Origin of the sequence: Modicisalibacter luteus DSM 23508 (assembly GCF_000378505.1) — a bacterium.
Classification (GTDB): Bacteria; Pseudomonadota; Gammaproteobacteria; order Pseudomonadales; family Halomonadaceae; genus Modicisalibacter; species Modicisalibacter luteus.
Genome location: NZ_KB899991.1, coordinates 242,419 through 263,964 on the forward strand (window position 1 = coordinate 242,419; position 21,546 = coordinate 263,964).

Here is a 21,546-nt window from a genome sequence, read left to right on the forward strand (position 1 = left end):
CAAGGCTTAGCCTATGACCAGCATAGCCACCCAGTGCGGGAAACGTATATTCCCGTTACCACCCTGCCGATGGATAGCCTACGCTGCAACCAACAGGCAAGGAGGCGGATCACATGCTCTATCAGGAAAGGAAACCGCCGTTAGGAGATGCCAGAGCGCTCCAGGTAGGACAGAGAGTCGAAGTCGGCGCTGCGATAGGACACCGTATTATCGTACTAGAAGTAACGAACGTGCTACGTGAGGGTCACTACCAAGGTGATCAGGTTGCCCCGGATCCGTTGGATCATCGGCCACTCAATGATGATAGCAGGTTGAAGGATCAAACTTTCAGTTGGCGAAATGTTTTGAGAATACTTACATAGCTGTAAGCTTAAATAATTTTTCAAGCTAATCATTTGCCTGATTTATAATTGATACAATGAAGCAGGGTTTATCGCTTGTTATGCGATTTGCTTCAATAAAATTATGAAATTGCCGATATAAACACCAAGCCCTTGTATAGGGTGGTCGTGTCTCAAGAAGACTTAAAAACTAGCACCTGGGCAAAGACTTCCATCGGTCCATAAGGAAGCGGCACTAGACCTGCCAGCCTGCGCGTACCTTTCTACAAGGTACTTGAGGAGTTCTCGGAGAATGATCCATCACCTGCGTAACCTTTCCGTCAAGGCCAGCCTGACTCTCGTTCTGGCAGTCTTTTCGATCTTCCTTATAACCATCGCCTGGCTGGGATATGCTTCCAGTAGCAAGGTGAGAAAGCCTTGGCAGTATTGCATCAAATAAATGTTCAGCAGCTCAACGCCATCAACCTGACTCGGGCGCATCTTACCGACGTGCAGTTGAACTACGAGCTCTTTGTAGATGCGACCCACCAAGGCAAAAAAGAGCAAGCCAGTGCTCACCTGACCGAATCGCAGGCGGCCATGCAGCGCGCCGAGACCAGATTTGCTCAGTATCGGGACGCCCCGAAGACCGAGCGTGGTAAGCCCTTCGCTGACGCTATTGGCGCTGCATACAGTCAACTAATCAACAATATACTGCTACCACAGCAGCAAGCGCTAGAAAGCAATGATTTAACCGCCTTCCGAGCGCTACAGGATGAAGCTATGGCAGGCATGGAGGAATTCAAACGCGTCAGCCAGGAATTCATCGATTATGCCGACGCTCGTGGCGAGTCACTGATTGCCGACTTCGATGCCCAAACTGAGCGCTTTGAAATCATTGAAATCGTCGTGCTCCTGTTAACGCTCGCCATTGTCGTACTGGTGCGTATGGGCATGGTGCGTTCCGTCATCCGCCCGCTCGAAGAAGCCGTCCAGCACTTCGAGTATATCGCCCAGGGCGACCTGTCGAAGCAAATCGCCGATCACGGCAGCAACGAAATCGGCAGGCTGTTCGCGGCCATGCAGCGCATGCAGTCCGGCCTGACCCGTACCGTATTCACCGTTCGCGATGGCAGCAGCTCTATTCATGGCGGGGCACGTGAGATAGCTAGCGGCAATAGTGATCTTTCTTCACGCACCGAGCAGCAGGCTGCATCCTTGGAAGAAACGGCCGCCAGCATGGAACAGCTAACTGCGACGGTACGCCAGAATGCGGACAACGCCCGCCAGGGCAGCTCATTGGCTAGCGATGCCTCAGTCACGGCAGGCCGGGGCGGCGAGGTAGTCGAACAAGTCATTACGACCATGCATGGTATCTCCGAGAGCTCGAGGAAAGTCGTCGATATCATTTCAGTCATCGACTCTATCGCTTTCCAGACCAACATTCTGGCACTGAATGCTTCCGTCGAAGCAGCCCGTGCCGGCGAGCAAGGACGTGGCTTCGCTGTCGTTGCAGGCGAGGTGCGCAATCTAGCTAGCCGTAGTGCCGATGCCACCAAGGAAATCAAGGCGTTAATCGAGGCCTCATCCACGCAGATTGTCAAGGGCTCGACCCTGGTCGAGAGCGCCGGTGCCACCATGCAGGAAGTCGTTGCCTCAGTACGCCGGGTTACCGATATCATGGACGAAATTTCCGCCGCGTCTCAGGAGCAGAGCACCGGAATTGAGCAGGTCAACCTGGCCATATCGCAAATGGATCAAGTCACCCAGCAGAACGCGGCATTGGTTCAACAGGCCTCGGCCGCCACTGCTGCCCTGGAGGAGCAGGCCGAGCAGTTGGAGGCCGCCGTCTCCCAGTTCCGCCTTGACGACAGTGCAAAGGACGCTCAAACGGCTCTGCCCTCTGCCAGCCGTGTGCGTACCGCCATTCCGAACAAGGATGCCCCCCAAGCGATGAAACCTTCGGGAATACATCCAGCTCCGCGCAAACACGCCGAACACGAGTGGGAAGAATTCTAATCCACCAACAATAAAGGGCCAGGGTAAAACCTGGCCTTTTTGTCATCCCCTACTCCGTCATCATTACCTACCTGACCCAATATGATTTCTCTCGCAATTCCTTGAATTAGGTATACCCCTCTGAGACGTTCTACACGGCAAAAGATCATTGACAGACCTGTTACGGGAACTATTTTTCGGAATGAAGCGGATAAAAACACGCACTGTTTAGTCCCTCAGGAAGCAATTTCCGCTACGTTATTTAACGTTATGAAACATGGAGGTGTCATATGATCAACCCGGAAACCCGCGCTAACCCAAGCTTACCTGTTAATGACAACGGGCCTGCTGGAGGTAGCGGTTCTGCGGCGTCTGGAAGTGGATCGTCGCAACGTGACGATTTCAAGCAGCGTGGGCGTGAAACAGCGCAAGAGATCAAGGGCGCAGCGCGTCAACAAGCTGAAGGCCTATTCAGCCAGCAGCGGGATGCGGCGGCTGAGCAGGCGGAAAAGATTTCATCGGCATTTCGCAAGATGGCAGATGAGTTTGATGAGCAGGAACAGCCCCTCTTTTCTGGCTACGCTAAAAATGTGGCGAGCTGCACCGACGATATTTCCCATCGGCTGCGCGAAAAGGACCTGGGCGGGCTGATCGAGCAGGCTCAGGACTATAGCCGCCGCCAACCTGGCCTATACTTCGGTGGCGCAGTAGCTGCTGGCTTCCTGTTGGCGCGTTTCCTGCGCAGCTCGAACGAGCGGCAGACGCAACAGCAACAGCAACCTCGCCCCCAGGAGCCGACTCCCTACTGACCATGCCAGCCCGTCACGGCTTGGCACGGTAATTTGCCTGAATTTTTATCGCTTCAGGCCCTTTTCACTGCATTCTTAGGGAGACTGCTATCATGGACGAAGAAAACAGAAACAGAACGGGAAGTGCTTCGTTGGGCTCGCTCCTGTCGAGCCTGACCCATGAAGTCACCTCCCTCGTCCGGAAGGAAATCGAGCTAGCCAAGGCAGAAATGGGCGAGAAAGGCTCACAAGCCGCAAGCGGTGTCGGCTCCATAGCCGCTGCCGGCGCTATCCTGCTCAGCGGTTTCCTGGTTCTGCTCGCAGCTGCTGTCTTCGGTTTGAATACCGTTCTGCCACCAGAAACCACCCCGTGGCTGTCCGCCCTTATCGTAGGCGGTGTGGTGGTCATCATCGGCTTTATCATGCTGCAGAGTGGGCGCAAGAAGCTGAAAGCGCAGAATCTCATGCCCAACAGAACCATGGCCAGCTTCCGCAACGATAAAGAGCTCGCCAACCAGCATGAGCAACGGGCCAAGGAGCAAGTGTAATGAGCGAGCACACCCCACGTCGCAGTCCCGAAGAGATCGAAACGGATATCTACGAAACCCGGGCGCGACTCGACGATACGTTACATGAACTGGAAGCGCGGCTATCTCCACAACGTTTGGTGGATACTGCCTTCGATTATGTGCGCCAAGGAGGCGCCAACGACGTCATGGCCCGTGTCGGAAGGGTGGTAAAGCGCAACCCGTACCCAGTCGTACTGACTGGCATCGGCTTGGGCTGGCTAGCCGTGTCGCAGTACAACGCTCAACGAAAGACGGAGCAAGCCCACACCAATCTGCCTGTACGCCAGTCCGACGCGAATCTGCCTGTTGCGCAGCCATCCATGCCGGTAACTGACGAGCCTCCTCGGCGTAGCGTTGGTGCGAGTGCCACTGGTCCTGAAACAACGGGAGCCGGCACAACATCGACAGGAAAGGATCCGGCCTCGGTTGGCGCTTCGGCCACTTACTCTTCGGCCACCCCTCCGGTGGGTGAGGCCCCTCCGGATATTGACGACTCCAGCCGCAGGAATGCTGGCAAGGAGAAAGCACGACATATGACGGACAATGTGAAAGGGAGAGCACAGTCTATGAATAATTCGTTTCGCGAACGCGCTTCCAGCGTGCGTAATGGTTCTCAATCAGCCATGCGAAATGCCGGTGCCAGAGCTCAGGGCGCCGGAACACAGTCATTGAACTTCATTCAGGAGCATCCCATCGTAGCAGGTGCCATTGGCGTCGCTATCGGTGCCGCCTTGGGTAGCATGTTCCCAACGACACGCGTCGAGAATGAGCGAGTTGGGCGATACCGCGACCGCGCCATGAACAAAGCTGCAGAGGCGGGTCGGCAGCAGGCAGACATGGCCCAGCACAAAGTCCATGAGAAAGCCGAGCAGGCCAAATCAGGTACCTCTTCCGACCGTGACGAGTCGACAGACAACGATACGCCTTCTTCAACGTCCTCTGATCGTTCGAGCACTACTGGTACTGGTGGCTCTACCGGTACAGGAAGTTCTGCTAATACTGGTGGTTCTGGCAGCGACCATACGCCCACTCGAGGCGGCTGACCCAGCCATCTCGTCAGCCGCAGAAAGGCCGGTACGCCGGCCTTTCTCTTTGCTGGGCAACACAGTATCGGAGCCGGTATGGCGCCGGCCAGGCATAACGAATGCTGCCACCGGAACGTCCCCGCCCTGACGCTCCCGTGTCGTTATATCAAGATTGAAGGAGCGGCTGCTTTATTAATCGTGAGGCAATGTGATCGACTCCCCTTCAACCCCGTTAAGCCCAGGCGAATTACAGGGTCTTCTCGACACATTGGTCAAGGAGGCACCGCGCTGCTTCGGCGAAGGCCGGGTCGCCAGCTATATTCCTGCTCTGGCCGAAGTCGAACCCGATCAGTTCGGTATCGCCATCTGTCACGCCGATGGCCACGTACAATATGCTGGTGATGCAGAAACGCCTTTTTCGATTCAGTCCATTTCCAAAGTCCATGCTCTGGTGCTGGCCATGCAGCGGCTGACACCGGAGGAAATCTGGACACGAGTCGGACGCGAGCCCTCCGGCCAAGCCTTCAACTCGATCGTGCAATTGGAGGTCGAGAATGGCATCCCCCGCAATCCGTTCATCAACGCCGGCGCCCTGATGGTGACCGATATGCTGACGTCACGCCTGGTCATGCCCCAGCATACGCTACGCGAGCAGGTACGGCGCTTAGCAGCGGATCCAACGATCGATTTCGATGAGCGAGTGGCGCGTTCCGAAATGGATCATAAGGCACGCAATGCTGCGCTCGCCTATCTGATGCAGGCTTACGGCAATATTCAGAGCGATGTCGAGCTAGTCCTCGACACCTATTTTCACAACTGCGCCCTGTCCATGAACTGTATTCAACTGGCCAGGAGCTTCGCCTTCCTGGCGAATCGCGGCACGAATCCTAATGATGGTACGCAGGTTTTCAGCGAGATCCAGACTCGCCAGATGAATGCCCTGCTGCTGACGTGCGGGCTCTATGATGCCGCCGGGGATTTTGCATGGCGCGTCGGCTTGCCCGGGAAGAGCGGCGTCGGTGGCGGTATCGTTGCTATCCTTCCACGTCGCATGAGCATCTGCGTGTGGTCGCCACGCCTAGACAGTTACGGTAACTCCATCGCCGGGCGGCATGCCCTCGAGGGGCTGGTGTCAGGCCTGCGCTTCACTCCCATGGGATGACAGCAAGGGCATCATGTAATCATGCATTACCGAAGCACAAACATTGCTTACCTGACGCAGACGTACCCTGAACTATGGTGAGAATGGTTATCTGAGATTCATACAAGGAGGTGGAGCGATGAAAGCGCTTTGTTGGCATGGAAAGAACGACATTCGCTACGAGACCGTACCCGATCCGGAAATCGAAGATCCTCGCGACGCTATCATCAACGTCAGTAGTTGCGCCATTTGCGGTTCCGATCTGCATCTCTTCCACCATTTCATGCCCAGCATGAAGTCCGGCGACATCGTCGGCCACGAGTTCATGGGCGAAGTGATGGAAGTCGGCAGCGATGTAAAGAAGCTCAAGGTCGGTGACCGGGTCGTCGTTCCGTTTACCATCACCTGCGGGGAATGCGATCAGTGCCGTCGGGGCAATTTTTCTCTGTGTGAGCGCTCCAACCGCAACAAGGCCATGGCGGATAAAGTGTTCGGTCATGCTGGGGCCGGGCTATTCGGTTACTCCCACCTGACTGGTGGATATGCTGGGGGGCAGGCCGAATACGTTCGTGTTCCGTTTGCTGATGAAACGCATATTCAGGTTCCCGACACACTGACCGATGAACAGGTCCTGTTCCTTGGCGACATCTTCCCGACCGGCTGGCAGGCTGCCGTGCAGTGCGACATCGAGCCAACGGATACCGTGGTGATCTGGGGTGCCGGACCGGTAGGCCAATTCTGTGTACGTAGCGCCGTGCTTTTAGGGGCCCAGCAGGTCGTCGTTATCGATAACGTCCCCGAACGCTTGTCCATGGCCCAGGCCGGTGGTGCTATTCCCATCAATTTCGATGAAGAGAGCGTCCTCGGCCGGCTTCAGGAACTTACCCATGGCAAGGGGCCCGAGAAATGCATCGATGCCGTTGGCCTTGAGTCGCATGTGCCCCGCTCTCCCGACTCCGTCTACGATCGCGTCAAGCAGTCCCTATGGATGGAAAACGACCGGGCCCATGTATTGCGCGAGATGATCTATGTCTGCCGCCCGGGCGGTGTGCTGTCGATTCCGGGCGTTTACAGCGGCATGGTCGACAAGATTCCCATGGGTCAGTTGATGAACAAGGCGCTTAGCGTGCGCTCCGGCCAGACCCACGTCAGACGCTGGTCTGATGATCTGGTACGACGTATCGATGATGGCCAGATCGACCCTTCTTTCGTCATTACTCACAGCGTGAGCCTTGAGGATGGGCCGGAAATGTACAACGTGTTCAGGAACAAGCAGGACGGTTGCGTCAAGGTCGTACTCAAACCGTAACCGCACAAGGCTCAGGGAGGAAAGAAAGCATGAACAGATCACATTCGTACATGTCACATTCGTTGCATGGTTCGGATCGTCTTGCGCGCGGCCTGGGCTGGTTCAGCCTTGGGCTGGGGTTATGCCAGGTTCTGGCACCACGCAAGTTGACGAAGCCCTTGGGCATGGAAGGCTTCGAGCCGATGGTAATGGCCTGTGGTGCCCGCGAGATCGCGTGCGGTATTGGCGCACTGTCGACAAATCCAACCTTGGCCATCTGGTCTCGTGTAGGTGGAGATGCTCTTGATCTCGCCGCGTTGGCTGCGGCGTTGCGTGACAAGCACAACCCCAAGAAAGAGAACGTTGGGGTTGCCATGGCGGCGCTAGGTGCAGTCACTGCCCTGGACCTGTACTGTGCGACGAAGCTCCAGAAGCGCTACGCCTATCAGGCCGGCCCCACGCCTGACTACAGCGACCGCAGCGGCTTTCCGCACCCTGTCGACTCCATGCGCGGTGCTGCTAGCGATTTCGAAACGCCCAAGGACATGCGAGCGGCACTACCCTCCCCGGCCAAGTCACCGGGTCCGCGCGTTACCCCTACGACTCGTAGCCCGATTGAGTAACGTTCCGGTCGCAAAAAACACAGGAGCCGGCGAATGCCGGCTCCTATTAGCTTCTCGATTATGCCAATTGTCATTGATCATCACACGGAACCGGTCAGCCAACGAGCCCCGTAGCCCCAAAGCAGAACCGTCATTCCCAGCAGGACCTCAAGTACCAAAACCCCTATGCCAAGTGTCGATCCCGTAACAATGAAACCCTCCTCATGGCTGATGCCAAGAAAGGCTGGAATACCAAGATAAAGCAGATAGGCGCTGTAACAGAGCCCGATGGTACCTGCCAGCAAGCATAGCCAGACCAGCGGATATACCGCGACCAACCCTGCCAGAAACATGGGGGTAGCCACATACCCGGCGAAAATGATGCAGCACCGCCGGTCCGGATGGCTCGAATAGCGCCTGGCCAACCAGTAAATGACATTACCCATCAGCCCAACAGCAGCGAGAATGGTGATATAGAAAGCGATTCCCGCCCCCAGCGCATCCAAAGGGGACAGCAGGATCAGCCGGGTGTCGCCAATGCGCCATCCCACCGTAGTGGTGCCGATAAAGGCACAGATGACGGGTACCGCTGCCATCAGGAGAACATGATGAGCGTAGAGGTGTGTCACCGTCTCCCTCTCGCTCTGGATTTGCTTCCATTCCCGATTTGGGTGAGCCATCAAACCCCAGACGTGAGCCAGCATACTAATCCACCTCCTGTCGCCTATGTCTGGACAGTTGGCTGCCGCCTCTGCCCCTAACGGCAGTATAGGCAATGGGGCTCCGGGTGTGGCAAATTGTCACATTTGGCAGTATTCGTTTCTGTCAGGTCGGCGTTATCCAGGATCAGCTCGCCAGATAATCATCGAGATCCTCTATTTTTTGTGGATCTACGCTGCTGAAAATCACTCCGAGTTCTTTTAGGGCGGATAGTGTACCGGCATCGAAAACTGCCAGGTCAGTTTCCGAGTGAAACAATACCCTCGTAACGCCGTGCCGTCTGACCAATGATGAGGCTTCGCTCGGATAGTAGACCCGCACACCGTTGACCAAGGTGCCATGGTTCCACGGAAAGTCATTAATTAGCGCCAGCAGCTCGTAGCGTCTCGATTGCTTCACCAATGCCTGAATCCGATAGTGCTCATAATCCAGGCCGCAGATGATCACTAGCTGGCGGGGCCGATGGTTCCACTGCCCGGTAATGCGCCGCCACGGCGCCAGAAATCGTTTCATCTGTTTCACGAATCTTCACTTCCGTTGGCTACGCTTTAGCCCTCTGCCACTGGTCAGTAATGCCGGTTCAACGCCTGCTTGCTACTGAGTAAGTTCAATCTTTAAGGCTGAATTTATATCTATAAGATAACGGTATAATCCCTTGCGAACTCTAGTGGCGTTCTCCCTTGCCGATTGTCTCGCCAGCTTCAAGAGCGAGGCCCGGCGGGCGCCTCTTGACGGGAGGCCTTGTTCGCTACTGCCTGATAGCGGCTTGCCTCAGTCATGAATTCCGTCGCTCTGTCGACTGGTGCGCTTGTCATCAGGCTAACTACGACGAAAAGCAACGTCGCGACAGGAATGCCCCAGACGCCAGCCGGTAGGCCCAGAACCGAATTGCCGTTGAGATAGACAACTATCACGAAGGTGCCGGCGCCCAGCATACTCACCAAGGCACCGCTTGCCGTGCCCCGCCGCCAGTAGAACGCGCCGATGATGGCTGGGACCATGACGGCCAGACCGGACGATGCCACCACGGACAACACGGCAATCAGACCCAGTTCCAGCTCCGCAAAGCCGAAGGCCACCAGCGCAATCAGCGGGATGACCAGCTTACCGATCAGCAGTTGGCGACGCTCGGTGACCTTCGCTCCGAGATTGGCATAGACGTCACGCGCCAGCATCGAGGACAACGTCAGCAGGATCGAGTCGATGGTGGACACCGCCGCTGCCATGATACCGACCATGACGATCACTCCCAGCACTGGCGGCACATACGACGATGCCAGCAATGCCGGTGTTGCCAGGTCGGCCGTTTCGAGGTCCGGAAAAGCCACCAGCGAAGAAAACCCCCACAGGACCGACACCAGAGTGTAAATGAATCCGAAGCCCAGGAACCCCAACAGCATCTGACGCAACGCGCGCAGTGAGGAAGGCATGTAGAGACGTTGGCTGACCTGCGGATTGGAGAGGCTGAAGAAGAACCAGGGGATCGTCAGCCCCAGAAAGGTCACGAAATTGAAAAAGCCACCTCCGCCCGGTACCGAAAGCGACTCGGGGTGTTCGCGAGCCAGCGTGCCGAACAGTTCGCTAAAGCCGCCTAACTCGTGGATAACCAGCAACGCCACGAGCGTCGAGGCGATCACCATCATGATCGCCTGCAGCGAATCGGTCCACATCACCGACCGGATACCGGCCACCTGGGAGAAGACGATGGCCAGCACCGTGGCAAGCACCACACCCGTGGTGAACGATATCGCTCCGTCGGTCATGCCCTGCAGCAGATAACCGATACCTGACAGCTGGACCGCGGCGTAGGGTATCAGGAATAGACAACTCGCTAGCGAGACCACCACTGCGACCATGCTACTGGCGTAACGATGGCCAAGCATTTCACTAGGCGTGACATAACCGTAGCGCTTGCCCACCGCCCAGAAGCGCGGACCGAATATGGCGACCAGCGACACGCCGGCAAAATAGATGATCTCGAAACCAAGTGCACCGACACCACCGGCGTAGGTCAACCCGGCCAACCCGACCATCATGAATGCACTATAGGTCGTGGCGCTATAGCTCAATGCCGAGACAAAGCCATTCATTTGACGGTTGCCGAGAAAATATCCCGACATGTCAGTCACCCCACGCTGGCGGGACAGTACGGCAATGATCAGCGCCACCAGCAGGTAGCTGACAATGGCGATCCAGATCAACGTTTCGCTCACTATCACCTCCTCAGAATCGACGCGTCATTACGACGTTGAGGACGATCACCAGCAAGCCGACCAGCGTCCAGAACAGGAAGCTTCCGTACCAGGCATGTATGCCACGGAGCAATGTGTAGGGCACGACATAACTGAGAAGTAAAAGTAACCAGACCAGCCAGATTGCATGCTTTCCCTGCATGAAGCGTCTTCCCTCCAAGCGCCGAGCGTGACGGGAAGCTGTCCGTCGCCAGGCAGTGTTGCATGAATGAGTCACCTTCAGCGTAGACAACGTTGCCTGGGTTTCTACGTAATGCCTGATCTTGGCTCTTCAACAGGTATTACGTAGTTTGCTCACCGCAGCTACCCAAGGCAACCCGGTAGGATAGTTGGATATGATCGTCCAGCAGTTCACGCGCCCCTTCGACACTTCGCTCAAGTGCCAGTGTCATCAACTCGCCATGTTGGCGATCCAGTTCACAACGTATCTCAGGGATCGCCGGGGCCAACCGCCGGTAGCGATCGAACTGGTCATGCAATTGCGCGATGAAGCGTAACAACCAGACCGAGCCACACGGTCGCACCAATGTATGGTGAAACTCTGCATGCAGGGCCTCCCATTCATTCCCCGTCAGGCCCGCTTCGTCAGCCCGCTTGAGCCGATGCGCCGCGGCAAGTAAATGCGACTCCCATTCGGCATCGCCCTGCAGGATGGCCCGCTCGAGGGCCATGCCCTCCAGAGCCTTGCGCATCGTCATGATGTCATCAAGCTCTTCGCGGGAGAGACGAGGCACGCGGAAACCGCGCTGGTTCTCCTGCTCCAATAGCCCATACGCGGCCAATCGGTTCAGGGCCTCACGCAGCGGGCTCAAACTGACATCGTAATGATCCCTGAGTGCACTGATGGCGAGCTTGTCCCCTGCCGCAAACCGACCGTCCAGCAGATCCTGTCGCAGCATGTCGAAGATTCGACTGGCCCCCGTCACGCCCACGTTACGGCTCTCTGCCATGGTTCACCTCTCCGCTTCGTCAAGCAACAAGCCTTGACGTGTTTTTCATTCACAATCTATAGTCGAAAAATAATCGATTTTTTAATAAATAACGATCACATGATGAAAAAATGATGTTTGCCACTCAACGTATTCTATTCATGGCCTTCCTGCGTATTGGCCTTCTCGGCTTCGGCGGTGGGCCCGCCATGATCCCCTTGATCGACCAGGAGGTCGTCAAGCGTCATCGCTGGCTCGAAGAAGAAGAATTCGCAGACATCCTGGCAATTGCGAACACCCTGCCAGGACCGATCGCCACCAAGATGCCCGGGTATATCGGTTACCGGGTAGGCGGTGCGCTGGGCTGCATCAATGCCGTCATCGCAGTGATTCTACCGATGATTCTGGTAATGACCCTGATGCTCGGCCTATTCAGTCGCTATCGGGACATTGGCTGGATCCATGGCATGGGCCAAGCCGTCGTCCCCGTCGTCATGGTGATGATGGCGCAACTCACCTGGGACTTCTGGAGCAAGTCGCGGAGTGCGCTGGGGTGGATGATCAGCCTGGGCATGATCATCGTTACCGGCGGGCTGATCTACTGGCTGGGCGTGCATCCGGCCCTGGTGGTTGGCGTCCTGCTGGTCACCGCATTGGCCCTGCCCGTGTCGGCCTTTCGCAGGAAGGAGGCCACGCGATGATCTACTGGCATCTCTTCGTCGCCTTTTTCGTGCCCAACATTGTCGGCTATGGCGGCGGCCCGGCCATCATTCCCCTTATCGAAGCCGAAGTGGTGGGCCGTTACGGCTGGATGACTTCACAGGAATTCGCAGAAACCCTTGCCCTGGGCAATGCGCTGCCAAGCCCGATCGCAACCAAGATGGCGGGTTACGTAGGCTATGACGTTGCAGGTGCCGGTGGCGCCATCATCGCGGTACTGGCCACGGTCGTCCCTACCCTGCTACTCATGCTCGGCGCGCTGGGCATCCTGTATCGCCATCGCGAATCACCTCGCGTAAAGCGCATGAGCCAGTGGGTTCGCCCGGTTATCGCATTGATGATGGCCTCGCTGACACTCGGCTTTCTCACGGCAGGACTGGAGGGTCCCGGCCCGATACATACGGCGATTATCGCCGGCGTTGCCGCCATTGCCCTGATCCGGCTCAAGCTTCACCCGGCACTTGTCGTCCTTGCAGCCGTGATCTACGGAGGGCTGCTTCTCGGCTAACAACGACCAAGACCAAGACCAAGACCAAGAAAAAGAAACGCACGCCACGCGCTCGCATACGGCCCACGGGCCAACCGGGGATTGTCTAAAGGCAATCCAGAACAAGCAGCACCCACAACAACAGGGTACCGACATGAAGCGCAAATTCCTGACTCTGACGTTTGCCATTGCCTCACTGGGCCTATCCAGTCTGACCACAGTTCAAGCTGCCGAAGACGATTACCCGGCCAAGGACATCAAGCTGGTGATTCCGTTTGGACCTGGCGGCGCAACCGACATCATCTTCCGCCTGGTCTCCCAGGAAGCGGAAAAGAACTTCGATCAATCCATCGTCCCGGTCAACATGCAAGGGGCCGGCGCCACACGGGGTTCACGTGAAGTCAAGAACGCCGATCCCGATGGCTACACGCTGCTCGGCAGCCATGACACGATCGCACTGTCGAAACTGGCAGGTATGGTCGATTACTCCTACGGCGCTTTCGAGCCCATCGCGCTGCTCACCCAGACAGTCAACATCCCCACCACCTATGCCGACCATCCGGTCGAGAATGCCGATGGCATCGCTCAGTACGTCAGCGAAAATCCCGGCGATGTTCGTGTCGGCATCATTCCCAGCTCAACGGATCATTTCTTCTGGATCCAGTTCTTCGAATCGGCCGGTATTCCACTCGAAGATGTCCGCCTCGTCAGTTACCCGGATACCGGGTCGCAAGTCTCGGCCTTGCTGGCGCATGAGATCGATTTCTCCATGCTCAACATGCCGTCTGGTGGTTCGTTCTTTGAAGAAGGCTCATTCCGTCCGCTAGGCGTCGCCTACGACGAGCGCCTTGATGCCCTGCCCGACACACCAACCCTGAAGGAACAGGGCATCGACCTGGTCAACGCTACCAGCCGTGGACTGTTTGCCCCCAAGGGCACTCCCGATGACAAGATACAGATCATCGCCGATGCCTATGAAAAAGCGCTCGAGAACGAAACGGTCATCAGCCGTATCGAGAACGAGTTCGGCTCGGTAGTGAACTTCAAGTCACCGGAGGAGTATCAGCAGTTCCTCACTGACAACGAAGCGGCCCTGACGAAAGTCGCCGAAAATATCGACTTCTCCAAGTAACTTTTCCAAGTCACATGGCTCGCCGGGGATGGGCAGTAGGCCCATCCCGCTGGCCTGGAGTTCCAGAACACATGACCAAGGACCGCAGTCTCGCCACGGCCGTTTTGCTCATGGTCGCCGTCCTGTTCGTCGAATCCGGCAACATACCCGAAAAAACCAGCTGGCAGGCCTACGGCTCTGCCATCTATCCGCAGATACTGCTGGGCTGCATCGCTGTCTTTGCCCTGCTATTACTGCTCAATTCGTTCCGTCAGACGTCACAACCGGGTACCAAGGGAGCGACGACAGCCAAACGGCCAAGGGCCAACGTCAAGGTCGTGGGCATCTTCGTGCTGTTCGGCGCCTATGCAGCCCTGCTCCCCGTGCTGGGCTATCTGGCGTCCACCCTGGGGTTCATGGTGGCCACCCAAGCCCTCCTGCTGGGTGTCGACACGCGCAGGAAATGGATTATCAACCTGACCACCGCTGGCATTCTGGTGCCGCTGGTGTACGTCATCTTCGAGTACGGGCTTAACGTCTGGCTGCCGTAATTTCAGGAGCGCAACCATGGGTGAATCATTTCTTCAGGCGCTAACCGAAGTCGGCGATGTGTATACGCTGTCGTTGATAGTGGCCGGTGTCCTGTTCGGCATTGTCGGAGGCAGCATTCCCGGCTTCACCGTGACCATGGCCATTCTGGTCGTATTCCCGTTCACCTTCGCCATGGATCCGGTCAGCGGGATTGCGCTGATGGTCGGAGTCTTCGTGGGTGGCTATTCGGGCGGTATCGTCTCGGGGGTCATGCTGGGTATCCCCGGTACTCCGTCTTCCATCACCACCGTCTATGACGGATATCCGATGGCCAAGAACGGCGAGCCGGGGCGCGCGTTGGGCATTGGTATGCTGGCGTCGTTCTTCGGCACACTGATCAGTATCATCATGCTGATTTTCTTCGGCCCCTTGATTGCCAAATTCAGTATGAATTTTCGTCCCTGGGAGATCACGGCACTGATCGTGTTCGCCCTGACGCTGGTGGCCGGGCTATCCAACGGGGCACTGATCAAGGGGCTCATGGCAGCCGCCATCGGGCTGTTCATCACTACGGTGGGCTTCGACCGAAACAGTAACCTGCGATTCGACTTCGAGCTGGATGTCCTGACCTCCGGGTTCGAAATCCTGCCGGTGATGATCGGCATCTTTGCCTTCTCGCAACTGATGAACAACATCGAGGATCTCCAGGCCCAGGGTGACGCCAAGAAGGTCGACACCAACGTTACGATTCCCTACCGCAAGATCTTCAGCGACATCTCGAGGCAGAAACTCAACACGCTGCGCTCCTCCTTGATCGGCGGGCTGGTCGGCGCCCTGCCGGGTACGGGCGGCACGGTGGCCAACTTCCTGAGCTACGACCAGGCCAAGAAGTTCTCGCGGCATCCGGAGCGGTTCGGCACGGGGATTCCCGACGGTATCATCGCGTCAGAGGCGTCCAACAGCGCGGTTGCTGGCGGTGCATTCATTCCCACGCTCGCGCTGGGTATCCCCGGCGACCTGCCCATGGCCATCATGATGGGCGTACTGATCCTGCATGGCATTACTCCTGGCCCCCTCATGTTCGAACAGAACCCGGTACTGGTGGGCAGCATCTACGTCAGCCTGCTGATCGGCGCATTCATCATGGTGGCCTGCCAGATCGTGCTGGTGCGCTGGTTCGCCCGCGTCTCGAACATTCCCCAGCAGATCCTGGTCCCGGCCGTGCTCATGCTGTGTGCCGTCGGCTCCTTTGCATTGAACAACAACCTGTTCGATGTCTGGGTTCTGTTCGTCTTCGGCATCATCGGCTATCTGCTGTGGAAAGCCGGCGTGCCTCTGACCCCGCTGATTCTGGGCGTCGTGCTGGGCGAGAATCTGGAAAACCAGTTATTCCGCGCGCTCGAACTCGACCCGGACTGGACCACGTTCCTCACGCGCCCGTTCTCGGCCTTATTCCTTGCACTTGCGCTTGCCTCGATCGTGTTTTCGATCCTTCAGAACCGCAAGATTACCCGTACTCTCAAACCTCAGGGCGGCACCTGACCCCCCATCACAGGAGTTTCTCGATGCAACACGATGCGCTCTACTACCCATCGCCTTCGCGACGCATGGTGACCTTCGGTCAGCGTGGCATGGTCGTTACGTCGCAAGGGTTGGCCTCCCAGGTGGGGATGGACATCCTCAAACAGGGCGGCAATGCCGTCGATGCCGCTATTGCGACAGCTGCCGCCCTGACCGTGGTCGAACCGACCTCAAACGGTATTGGCAGCGATGCCTTCGCCATCGTCTGGATCGATGGCAAACTGCACGGGCTCAATGCGAGCGGCCCCGCACCGCAGAGCATTTCGCGTGACGCCGTTCGTGCGCTGGGCCATGAGCAGATGCCCCAGCATGGCTGGATTCCCGTCACCGTGCCGGGCGCCCCAGCGGCCTGGGCCGCCCTGTCCGAACGCTTCGGCAAATTACCGTTCAAGGACCTGCTGGCCCCGGCCATCGATATCGCCGAACAGGGGTATCCGATCTCGCCGGTGGTTCACCAGATGTGGGCCGAGGCGCATGATACCTATAGCGCGTATGAGGATCGGGTATTCAAGCCGTGGTTCGACACGTTCGCCATCGATGGTCGCGCGCCTCACATAGGCGAAGTATGGAAAGCCCCGGACCACGCCCGGACCCTGCGCGCCATTGCCGACAGCGATGCCAAAGCCTTCTATCAGGGCGAATTGGCCGAGCGCATGGCGGCCTATGCTGCCGAGCATGGCGGCTTCCTGAGCCAGGAAGACTTGAGCAGCTTCACTCCCGAATGGGTCGATCCCATCAGCGTGCGTTACCGCGGTTACGATATCTGGGAAATCCCCCCGAATGGGGCGGGCATGATCGCCTTGATGGCGCTGAACACGCTGGAGGGCTTCGAGGCCACATCCGATGCAGTGGAAACCCTGCATCGGCGCATCGAGGCGACCAAGCTGGCGTATGTGGATGGCTTCCAGTACATCAGCGAGCGCCAGCACATGAAGGTCGACGTGAGGGAGCTGCTCTCTTCCGAGTATGCCGCCCAGCGTCGTGCCGAGATTGGTGAAAAAGCCTTGGATCCCAAGCCCGGCGATCCGGTCCGTGGCGGTACCGTCTATCTGGCCACGGCCGATGCCGACGGCAACATGGTGTCGTTCATCCAGAGCAACTTCAAGAATTTCGGTTCCGGTGTCGTCGTGCCCGGGACGGGCATCAGCCTGCAGAATCGGGGCTGGTCCTTCTCGCTGGACCCGGAGCATGTCAACTGCCTCGCGCCGGGCAAACGCACCTACCACACCATTATTCCCGGGTTCATTACCCAGGGCGACCAGGCCATCGGCCCGTTTGGTGTCATGGGCGGCTTCATGCAGCCCCAAGGACACGTGCAGGTGATCACCGGCATGCTCGACGAGCAACTCAACCCCCAGGCGGTACTCGACGCGCCACGCTGGAAGTGGACGGCCGGACGTACCATCGAGGTCGAACCGCACTTTCCCGAGCACCTTGCCCAAGCCCTCATGCGCCGCGGGCATGAAGTGGTCATGCGTACCGACGCGCTAAGCTTCGGGCGTGGCCAGATCATCCTACGCGATCCGAAAACAGGCACGCTCAGCGCCGGTACCGAGCCACGTACCGACGGGTCCGCAGTCGCCTGGTAGCCAATCCTGGCTTCTCGCTAATATTCACTAAACGCACAGCGCCCCGGCATGGTCGGGGCGCTGCTGTTTCTGATCACCAACGCTGCGCCCTGCGGCACTGGCGCTGAATGTGCTGACGCTGCAGCCGCACCCAGCCTTTCTCGGGCAGTCCTGCCTGGACTAGTGCGTCTCGCAAGCGTTCGGAGTCACCCAGCTCCTGTAACTTGACGGCAATCTGGCGCTTGACGAAGGGGTAGCTGAGGCGACATTCCAATGCAAACCACGGTGCTCGGCGCACTACCCAGATGACTGGCGGTGGCCCAGATCGAATGGGTGGCTCGCATCATCAGGATGACAGCTCGGCCTTCAGCAGTGAGATAGAGATATAATGAGTCATGGCAACACGGTACCTGGTGGCTCAGGCGTTGCACTTGGCCATTGAGACCGCCCCTCTTCGGGGGACCGCGAAAATCTTAATTAGCGGTTCCAGACTATTATCCCTCGATTTGTGAGTTAGTGTTTGGAAGCGCATGCCCAAGCGTGCAATCACTGGCTCGCCTGCTACTCTTAATTCTATCAAAAAATAAGCTGTAGGAAGCCTATTGAACTTTCCGGCAATATCGTTCAACGCCAAAGTGGGCCGCTACTCACTGTTGGATGATAATGAGGAAAATTACAATGAATAAACTAAATACCCGACAGCTTGAGACTGTCGCGAAAGCTTATGACACCCTCCTTGTCCCAGTATTATGTGAAAAATGGGCATATCGGTTAGCAGATGTAGCGAGCATTCAGAAAGGCCAACGCATACTGGATGTAGCTTGTGGCACCGGGATTCTCGCGCGAGTCATCGCTGAGCGGGTTGGCTCTGAAGGGTTGGTGTGGGGAATGGATGCAAATCCAAGCATGTTGGCCGTAGCGAACCGCATCGCTCCAGACATTGAATGGCATGAAGGAAGCGCTGAGGCATTGTCCTACGAAAATGACAGCTTCGATGCTGTCCACTGTCAGTTTGGGTTGATGTTCTTTTCGTCCCCCAAGGCCGCTCTACAAGAAATGATGCGTGTTTTAAAGCCCGGCGGTCATTTGGCGGTAGCGGTATTTGGTCCTCTGGACGATATCCCTGCCTATGCAGCTATCGCTGACGTGTATGAGCGCTTGGTCGATAAATCAGTGGGGGACGCGCTTCGTATGCCATTCTCGATGGGAGATACGGACATGCTTGCGTCAACGTTTGCGAACGCTGGGGTTCATTCCGCAAAAATCACGACGGAGAAGGAGGCGGCCTGTTTTTCAAGCGTAAGGAATATGGTGCTTTCGGATGTGAAAGGATGGTTTCCATTCGCCGAGATTCATCTGGGCGAGGATAAGATCGAAGCCGTTACCGAAGAAGCTAAAACAGCACTTCAGGCGTTTCAAACCCCTGATGGAGCCGTAGAGTTTCAGGTTCCTGTACATATCGTGCAGGCAATTAAACCATGACCCTATAGGAAGCCTTCGACAGCGCAGGCCGTGTGAAAGCTCGCAAGCCGTGCTGTAAACACCCTTCGTACACAAAGCTGGGGAAAGTTTGGCATGCGACTGCTTCAGAATCAGCGAGAGAGCACGAGTCTTGATCAATGTTCGAGCGCCAAAGGTTGCCTCGCCAAAGCGTGCCGACACGGCTTTCCCCCTTCCAGACGATAAGCTCATCACGTCGATTCATGATGAGATGCCCTCTGGCGGGTTGGCGTACAGCTCGACCCCGAGCGTGTCGAGTACCCGCATGATGCGCACGAAACTGCACGTCTCACGCCCGTTTTCCAATTCGCTCAGAAAGCGAATGCTCAACCCGCAGAGGCCCGCCAGTGTCTCCAAGGTCAGCCCCTAGTACTTACGAACGCGGCGCACAAGCCTTCCCAGGCTCAGCGCATCATCCAACCGCAACAACGCAACATCATGCTCTATCGTGTTCGGGTTCATAATCTTTGCCCAGCTACTATAGTATTTTCTTGATAAGGAAAAATTATCATCAGACCACCCCGCAACCAATCTTTCCCTTTAGGGAAAGAAACTGCTCTGGCCGAAGATATCTTGCTTTTTATCCCTCTAGGGATAAAAAAAAGCGTAAGAGAATGACAGCCCCAGGTTCCAAGGAAGGTTAAGTGATGCGAGTCTTAATCATTGTGGGACATCCACGCCACGACAGTTTCTGCGGGGCGTTGGCGCAGGCATACCGGGAAGGCGCGGAACAGGCCGGTGTCGAAGTGCGCTTACTGCGGCTCGGCGGGTTGAACTTCGACCCGCACGTACACGTCGAGTCTCCTGAGGAACAGCCTCTCGAACCCGACCTGGAACACGCCAAACAGTGGCTGATCTGGGCAGAGCATCTGGTCTTCGTATACCCGACCTGGTGGGGCACGATGCCCGCTCTTTTGAAAGGCTTTCTGGATCGGCTGGTGATGCCGGGATTCGCCTTTCGCTTCTACGGGCCGGGTACCACGCAATGGGAAGGGCTATGGCAAGGCAAGACGGCTCAACTGATCACCACGATGGATACCCCACCGGCAGTCTACCGCTGGCTCTTTCGCGCCCCCGGCACGCATGCCATGCGCAATGCCACACTGGGCTTCTGTGGCGTCAAACCGGTCCATACTCTGATCGCGGGCTCGATTCGGACCTCGACTCAGCAACAGCGCCATCAATGGCTGGAGCAGGCCCGGGCACGAGGATTCGCTTTGCGCCATGGCGTACACGGCCTTGCAGGACGACTCTGGCAAAGGGCCAGGCCCTGGCTGAAAGCACTTCGGCTGCAGTTCTATCCCATGACCTGGGCGGCCTACACCCTGGGTGCGCTGGCCGCCATGGCGAACAGCCTGGCTTGGGACCCCTACCTCTGGGGCTACCTGTGCCTATTCTTTCTCGAAGCGGCGACGGTTTTCTTCAACGACTATTACGACTACCCGAGTGACAGCCAAAACCGTCATTACGGACCGTTCAATGGCGGTTCACGGGTTCTGGTCGATGGCCTCATCAGTTTCGCGTCGATGCGCCGGGCCATAGGCCTTACGCTCATCGTTGCCCTGGCTGCGGCCGGTCTGGTCCTCAAGACAACGACGGCACCACTTGCCTCGGCGCTCTGGTTGCTGATCGCAGCCATCCTGACACTGGGCTACACCTTGCCTCCCCTGAAACTGAGTTATCGCAGCTTAGGCGAGCTCGATGTGGCCTTTACGCACAGTGCCATGGTGTTATGGCTCGGCTTCGTCTTTCAGGGCGGATCCCTCGGCGCCTCGCTGCCCTGGTTGTTGGCGCTTCCGCTGTTCTTCGCCATCCTGCCCGCGATCATTCTCTCTGGCGTGCCCGATCGTGCCGCGGATGCCATCGCCGGCAAGCACACCCTGCCCGAACGCTTCGGTAATACGGTGGCGTTAGCCTTGGCAGCGGCCTCGGTCGGTATTGCATCCGTGCTGGCGCTGGTCTTCGATCGCACCGGCATGGCGGCGGGTGCCTTCGGCGGGCTGAGTTATTTCGTTCTGCCGCATGCCGCCCTGTGCCTTGCGCTCATATGGGTCGCTTTCCAGCGCGGCGCCGACTGTCTCAGGCGTATCGACGGATTAATGTTCGTCACGCTCAACTACATGGTGTGGTTCGTCGCGGTCCCCTTTTATAACCTGGCGTAGCCAGACGCTGAATAAGCGTTGATGACCGCTTCAACATATTTTCCACCAGCTAGATAGCCAATCTACGTGGCTATTAGACCAAGTTCGGCGCACTTATCCTTCCGTCCAAATCCGAAATGGGACCCGGTCAGCCTAGCGACCCCTTAGACAGCACCGATGCTGACCTGAGCAGAGATCTTAAGCTGAAGCGTATTAAGGCAACCATTGAGCGGTAGCCAAGTCTGACTAAAGGCGGAGCTATTGGACTTACCAGC

At 57.2% G+C, this 21,546-nt stretch carries 22 protein-coding genes; 15 read left to right on the forward strand and 7 right to left on the reverse strand.

Going from position 1 to position 21,546, the window contains the following annotated elements; translation table 11 throughout:
- The first annotated feature begins 758 nt into the window (after positions 1-758).
- The 7 genes from F568_RS22265 to F568_RS22275 all read left to right on the forward strand — a co-directional run bounded on the left by F568_RS22265 (position 759) and on the right by F568_RS22275 (position 7,752).
- Positions 759-2,339 carry a methyl-accepting chemotaxis protein gene (locus F568_RS22265; RefSeq protein ID WP_019017773.1) on the forward strand — a complete coding sequence of 527 codons (1,581 nt, stop codon included), beginning with the start codon at positions 759-761 and terminating at the stop codon, positions 2,337-2,339.
- A gap of 269 nt (positions 2,340-2,608) precedes the next feature.
- A complete protein-coding gene (locus F568_RS22270) occupies positions 2,609-3,127 on the forward strand; it encodes a hypothetical protein (protein WP_019017774.1) in 519 nt (172 codons plus the stop codon).
- Between the two features lie 92 nt (positions 3,128-3,219).
- Positions 3,220-3,654: a phage holin family protein gene (locus tag F568_RS0105825; protein ID WP_019017775.1), complete on the forward strand. Its 435-nt coding sequence runs from the start codon at positions 3,220-3,222 to the stop codon at positions 3,652-3,654.
- Entirely contained in the window at positions 3,654-4,718 is a 1,065-nt protein-coding gene (locus tag F568_RS0105830) for a DUF3618 domain-containing protein (RefSeq protein WP_019017776.1), read from the forward strand. Before F568_RS0105825 ends, F568_RS0105830 begins: the two co-directional genes overlap by 1 nt.
- A 190-nt stretch (positions 4,719-4,908) precedes the next feature.
- Positions 4,909-5,862, forward strand: coding sequence for a glutaminase B (gene glsB, locus F568_RS0105835; protein ID WP_019017777.1), 954 nt, complete (start codon positions 4,909-4,911; stop codon positions 5,860-5,862).
- A gap of 118 nt (positions 5,863-5,980) precedes the next feature.
- Positions 5,981-7,150 (forward strand): zinc-dependent alcohol dehydrogenase, encoded by a 1,170-nt coding sequence (locus F568_RS0105840; RefSeq protein ID WP_019017778.1) that lies wholly within the window; start codon positions 5,981-5,983, stop codon positions 7,148-7,150.
- A gap of 29 nt (positions 7,151-7,179) precedes the next feature.
- Entirely contained in the window at positions 7,180-7,752 is a 573-nt protein-coding gene (locus F568_RS22275) for a hypothetical protein (RefSeq protein WP_156817359.1), read from the forward strand.
- An 80-nt stretch (positions 7,753-7,832) separates the two neighbouring features.
- Here F568_RS22275 and F568_RS0105850 read toward each other — a convergent pair whose 3' ends face one another.
- The 5 genes from F568_RS0105850 to F568_RS0105870 all read right to left on the reverse strand — a co-directional run bounded on the left by F568_RS0105850 (position 7,833) and on the right by F568_RS0105870 (position 11,653).
- The gene (locus tag F568_RS0105850; protein WP_019017780.1) at positions 7,833-8,435 is read right to left on the reverse strand and encodes a Yip1 family protein; all 603 of its coding nucleotides are present in this window, start codon (positions 8,433-8,435) and stop codon (positions 7,833-7,835) included.
- 142 nt (positions 8,436-8,577) lie between these two features.
- The gene (locus F568_RS0105855; RefSeq protein ID WP_156817360.1) at positions 8,578-8,973 is read right to left on the reverse strand and encodes a hypothetical protein; all 396 of its coding nucleotides are present in this window, start codon (positions 8,971-8,973) and stop codon (positions 8,578-8,580) included.
- A 179-nt stretch (positions 8,974-9,152) separates the two neighbouring features.
- Positions 9,153-10,664 carry a sodium:solute symporter family protein gene (locus F568_RS0105860; RefSeq protein ID WP_019017782.1) on the reverse strand — a complete coding sequence of 504 codons (1,512 nt, stop codon included), beginning with the start codon at positions 10,662-10,664 and terminating at the stop codon, positions 9,153-9,155.
- A gap of 10 nt (positions 10,665-10,674) precedes the next feature.
- Positions 10,675-10,845, reverse strand: coding sequence for a hypothetical protein (locus tag F568_RS25245; RefSeq protein WP_019017783.1), 171 nt, complete (start codon positions 10,843-10,845; stop codon positions 10,675-10,677).
- Between the two features lie 139 nt (positions 10,846-10,984).
- On the reverse strand, positions 10,985-11,653 hold the full coding sequence (locus F568_RS0105870) for a GntR family transcriptional regulator (protein ID WP_019017784.1): 669 nt from the start codon (positions 11,651-11,653) through the stop codon (positions 10,985-10,987).
- A gap of 110 nt (positions 11,654-11,763) precedes the next feature.
- Between F568_RS0105870 and F568_RS0105875 the strand changes: the two genes are divergently transcribed.
- From F568_RS0105875 to F568_RS0105900, 6 genes are all read left to right on the forward strand, one after another.
- On the forward strand, positions 11,764-12,333 hold the full coding sequence (locus tag F568_RS0105875; protein WP_019017785.1) for a chromate transporter: 570 nt from the start codon (positions 11,764-11,766) through the stop codon (positions 12,331-12,333).
- On the forward strand, positions 12,330-12,860 hold the full coding sequence (locus tag F568_RS0105880) for a chromate transporter (protein WP_019017786.1): 531 nt from the start codon (positions 12,330-12,332) through the stop codon (positions 12,858-12,860). Before F568_RS0105875 ends, F568_RS0105880 begins: the two co-directional genes overlap by 4 nt.
- Positions 12,861-12,993: 133 nt before the next feature.
- Positions 12,994-13,971: a Bug family tripartite tricarboxylate transporter substrate binding protein gene (locus tag F568_RS0105885; RefSeq protein WP_019017787.1), complete on the forward strand. Its 978-nt coding sequence runs from the start codon at positions 12,994-12,996 to the stop codon at positions 13,969-13,971.
- Between the two features lie 71 nt (positions 13,972-14,042).
- The gene (locus tag F568_RS0105890; RefSeq protein ID WP_019017788.1) at positions 14,043-14,501 is read left to right on the forward strand and encodes a tripartite tricarboxylate transporter TctB family protein; all 459 of its coding nucleotides are present in this window, start codon (positions 14,043-14,045) and stop codon (positions 14,499-14,501) included.
- Between the two features lie 16 nt (positions 14,502-14,517).
- Positions 14,518-16,023 (forward strand): tripartite tricarboxylate transporter permease, encoded by a 1,506-nt coding sequence (locus F568_RS0105895; RefSeq protein ID WP_019017789.1) that lies wholly within the window; start codon positions 14,518-14,520, stop codon positions 16,021-16,023.
- A gap of 23 nt (positions 16,024-16,046) precedes the next feature.
- Positions 16,047-17,651, forward strand: a complete 1,605-nt coding sequence (locus F568_RS0105900; protein ID WP_019017790.1) for a gamma-glutamyltransferase family protein — start codon at positions 16,047-16,049, stop codon at positions 17,649-17,651.
- 73 nt (positions 17,652-17,724) lie between these two features.
- Here the strand turns inward: F568_RS0105900 and F568_RS0105905 are convergent, their stop codons facing one another.
- Positions 17,725-17,904 (reverse strand): hypothetical protein, encoded by a 180-nt coding sequence (locus F568_RS0105905; protein ID WP_019017791.1) that lies wholly within the window; start codon positions 17,902-17,904, stop codon positions 17,725-17,727.
- 404 nt (positions 17,905-18,308) lie between these two features.
- On the opposite strand from F568_RS0105905, the gene F568_RS0105910 reads away from it, so the two are divergent.
- Positions 18,309-19,112 carry a class I SAM-dependent methyltransferase gene (locus F568_RS0105910; protein ID WP_019017792.1) on the forward strand — a complete coding sequence of 268 codons (804 nt, stop codon included), beginning with the start codon at positions 18,309-18,311 and terminating at the stop codon, positions 19,110-19,112.
- A 219-nt stretch (positions 19,113-19,331) separates the two neighbouring features.
- On the opposite strand, the gene F568_RS25355 is transcribed toward F568_RS0105910, so the two are convergent.
- Positions 19,332-19,487: a helix-turn-helix domain-containing protein gene (locus tag F568_RS25355; protein WP_019017793.1), complete on the reverse strand. Its 156-nt coding sequence runs from the start codon at positions 19,485-19,487 to the stop codon at positions 19,332-19,334.
- Positions 19,488-19,777: 290 nt separating this feature from the next.
- On the opposite strand from F568_RS25355, the gene F568_RS0105920 reads away from it, so the two are divergent.
- On the forward strand, positions 19,778-21,292 hold the full coding sequence (locus F568_RS0105920) for an NAD(P)H-dependent oxidoreductase (protein WP_019017794.1): 1,515 nt from the start codon (positions 19,778-19,780) through the stop codon (positions 21,290-21,292).
- The last annotated feature ends 254 nt before the right edge of the window (positions 21,293-21,546 follow it).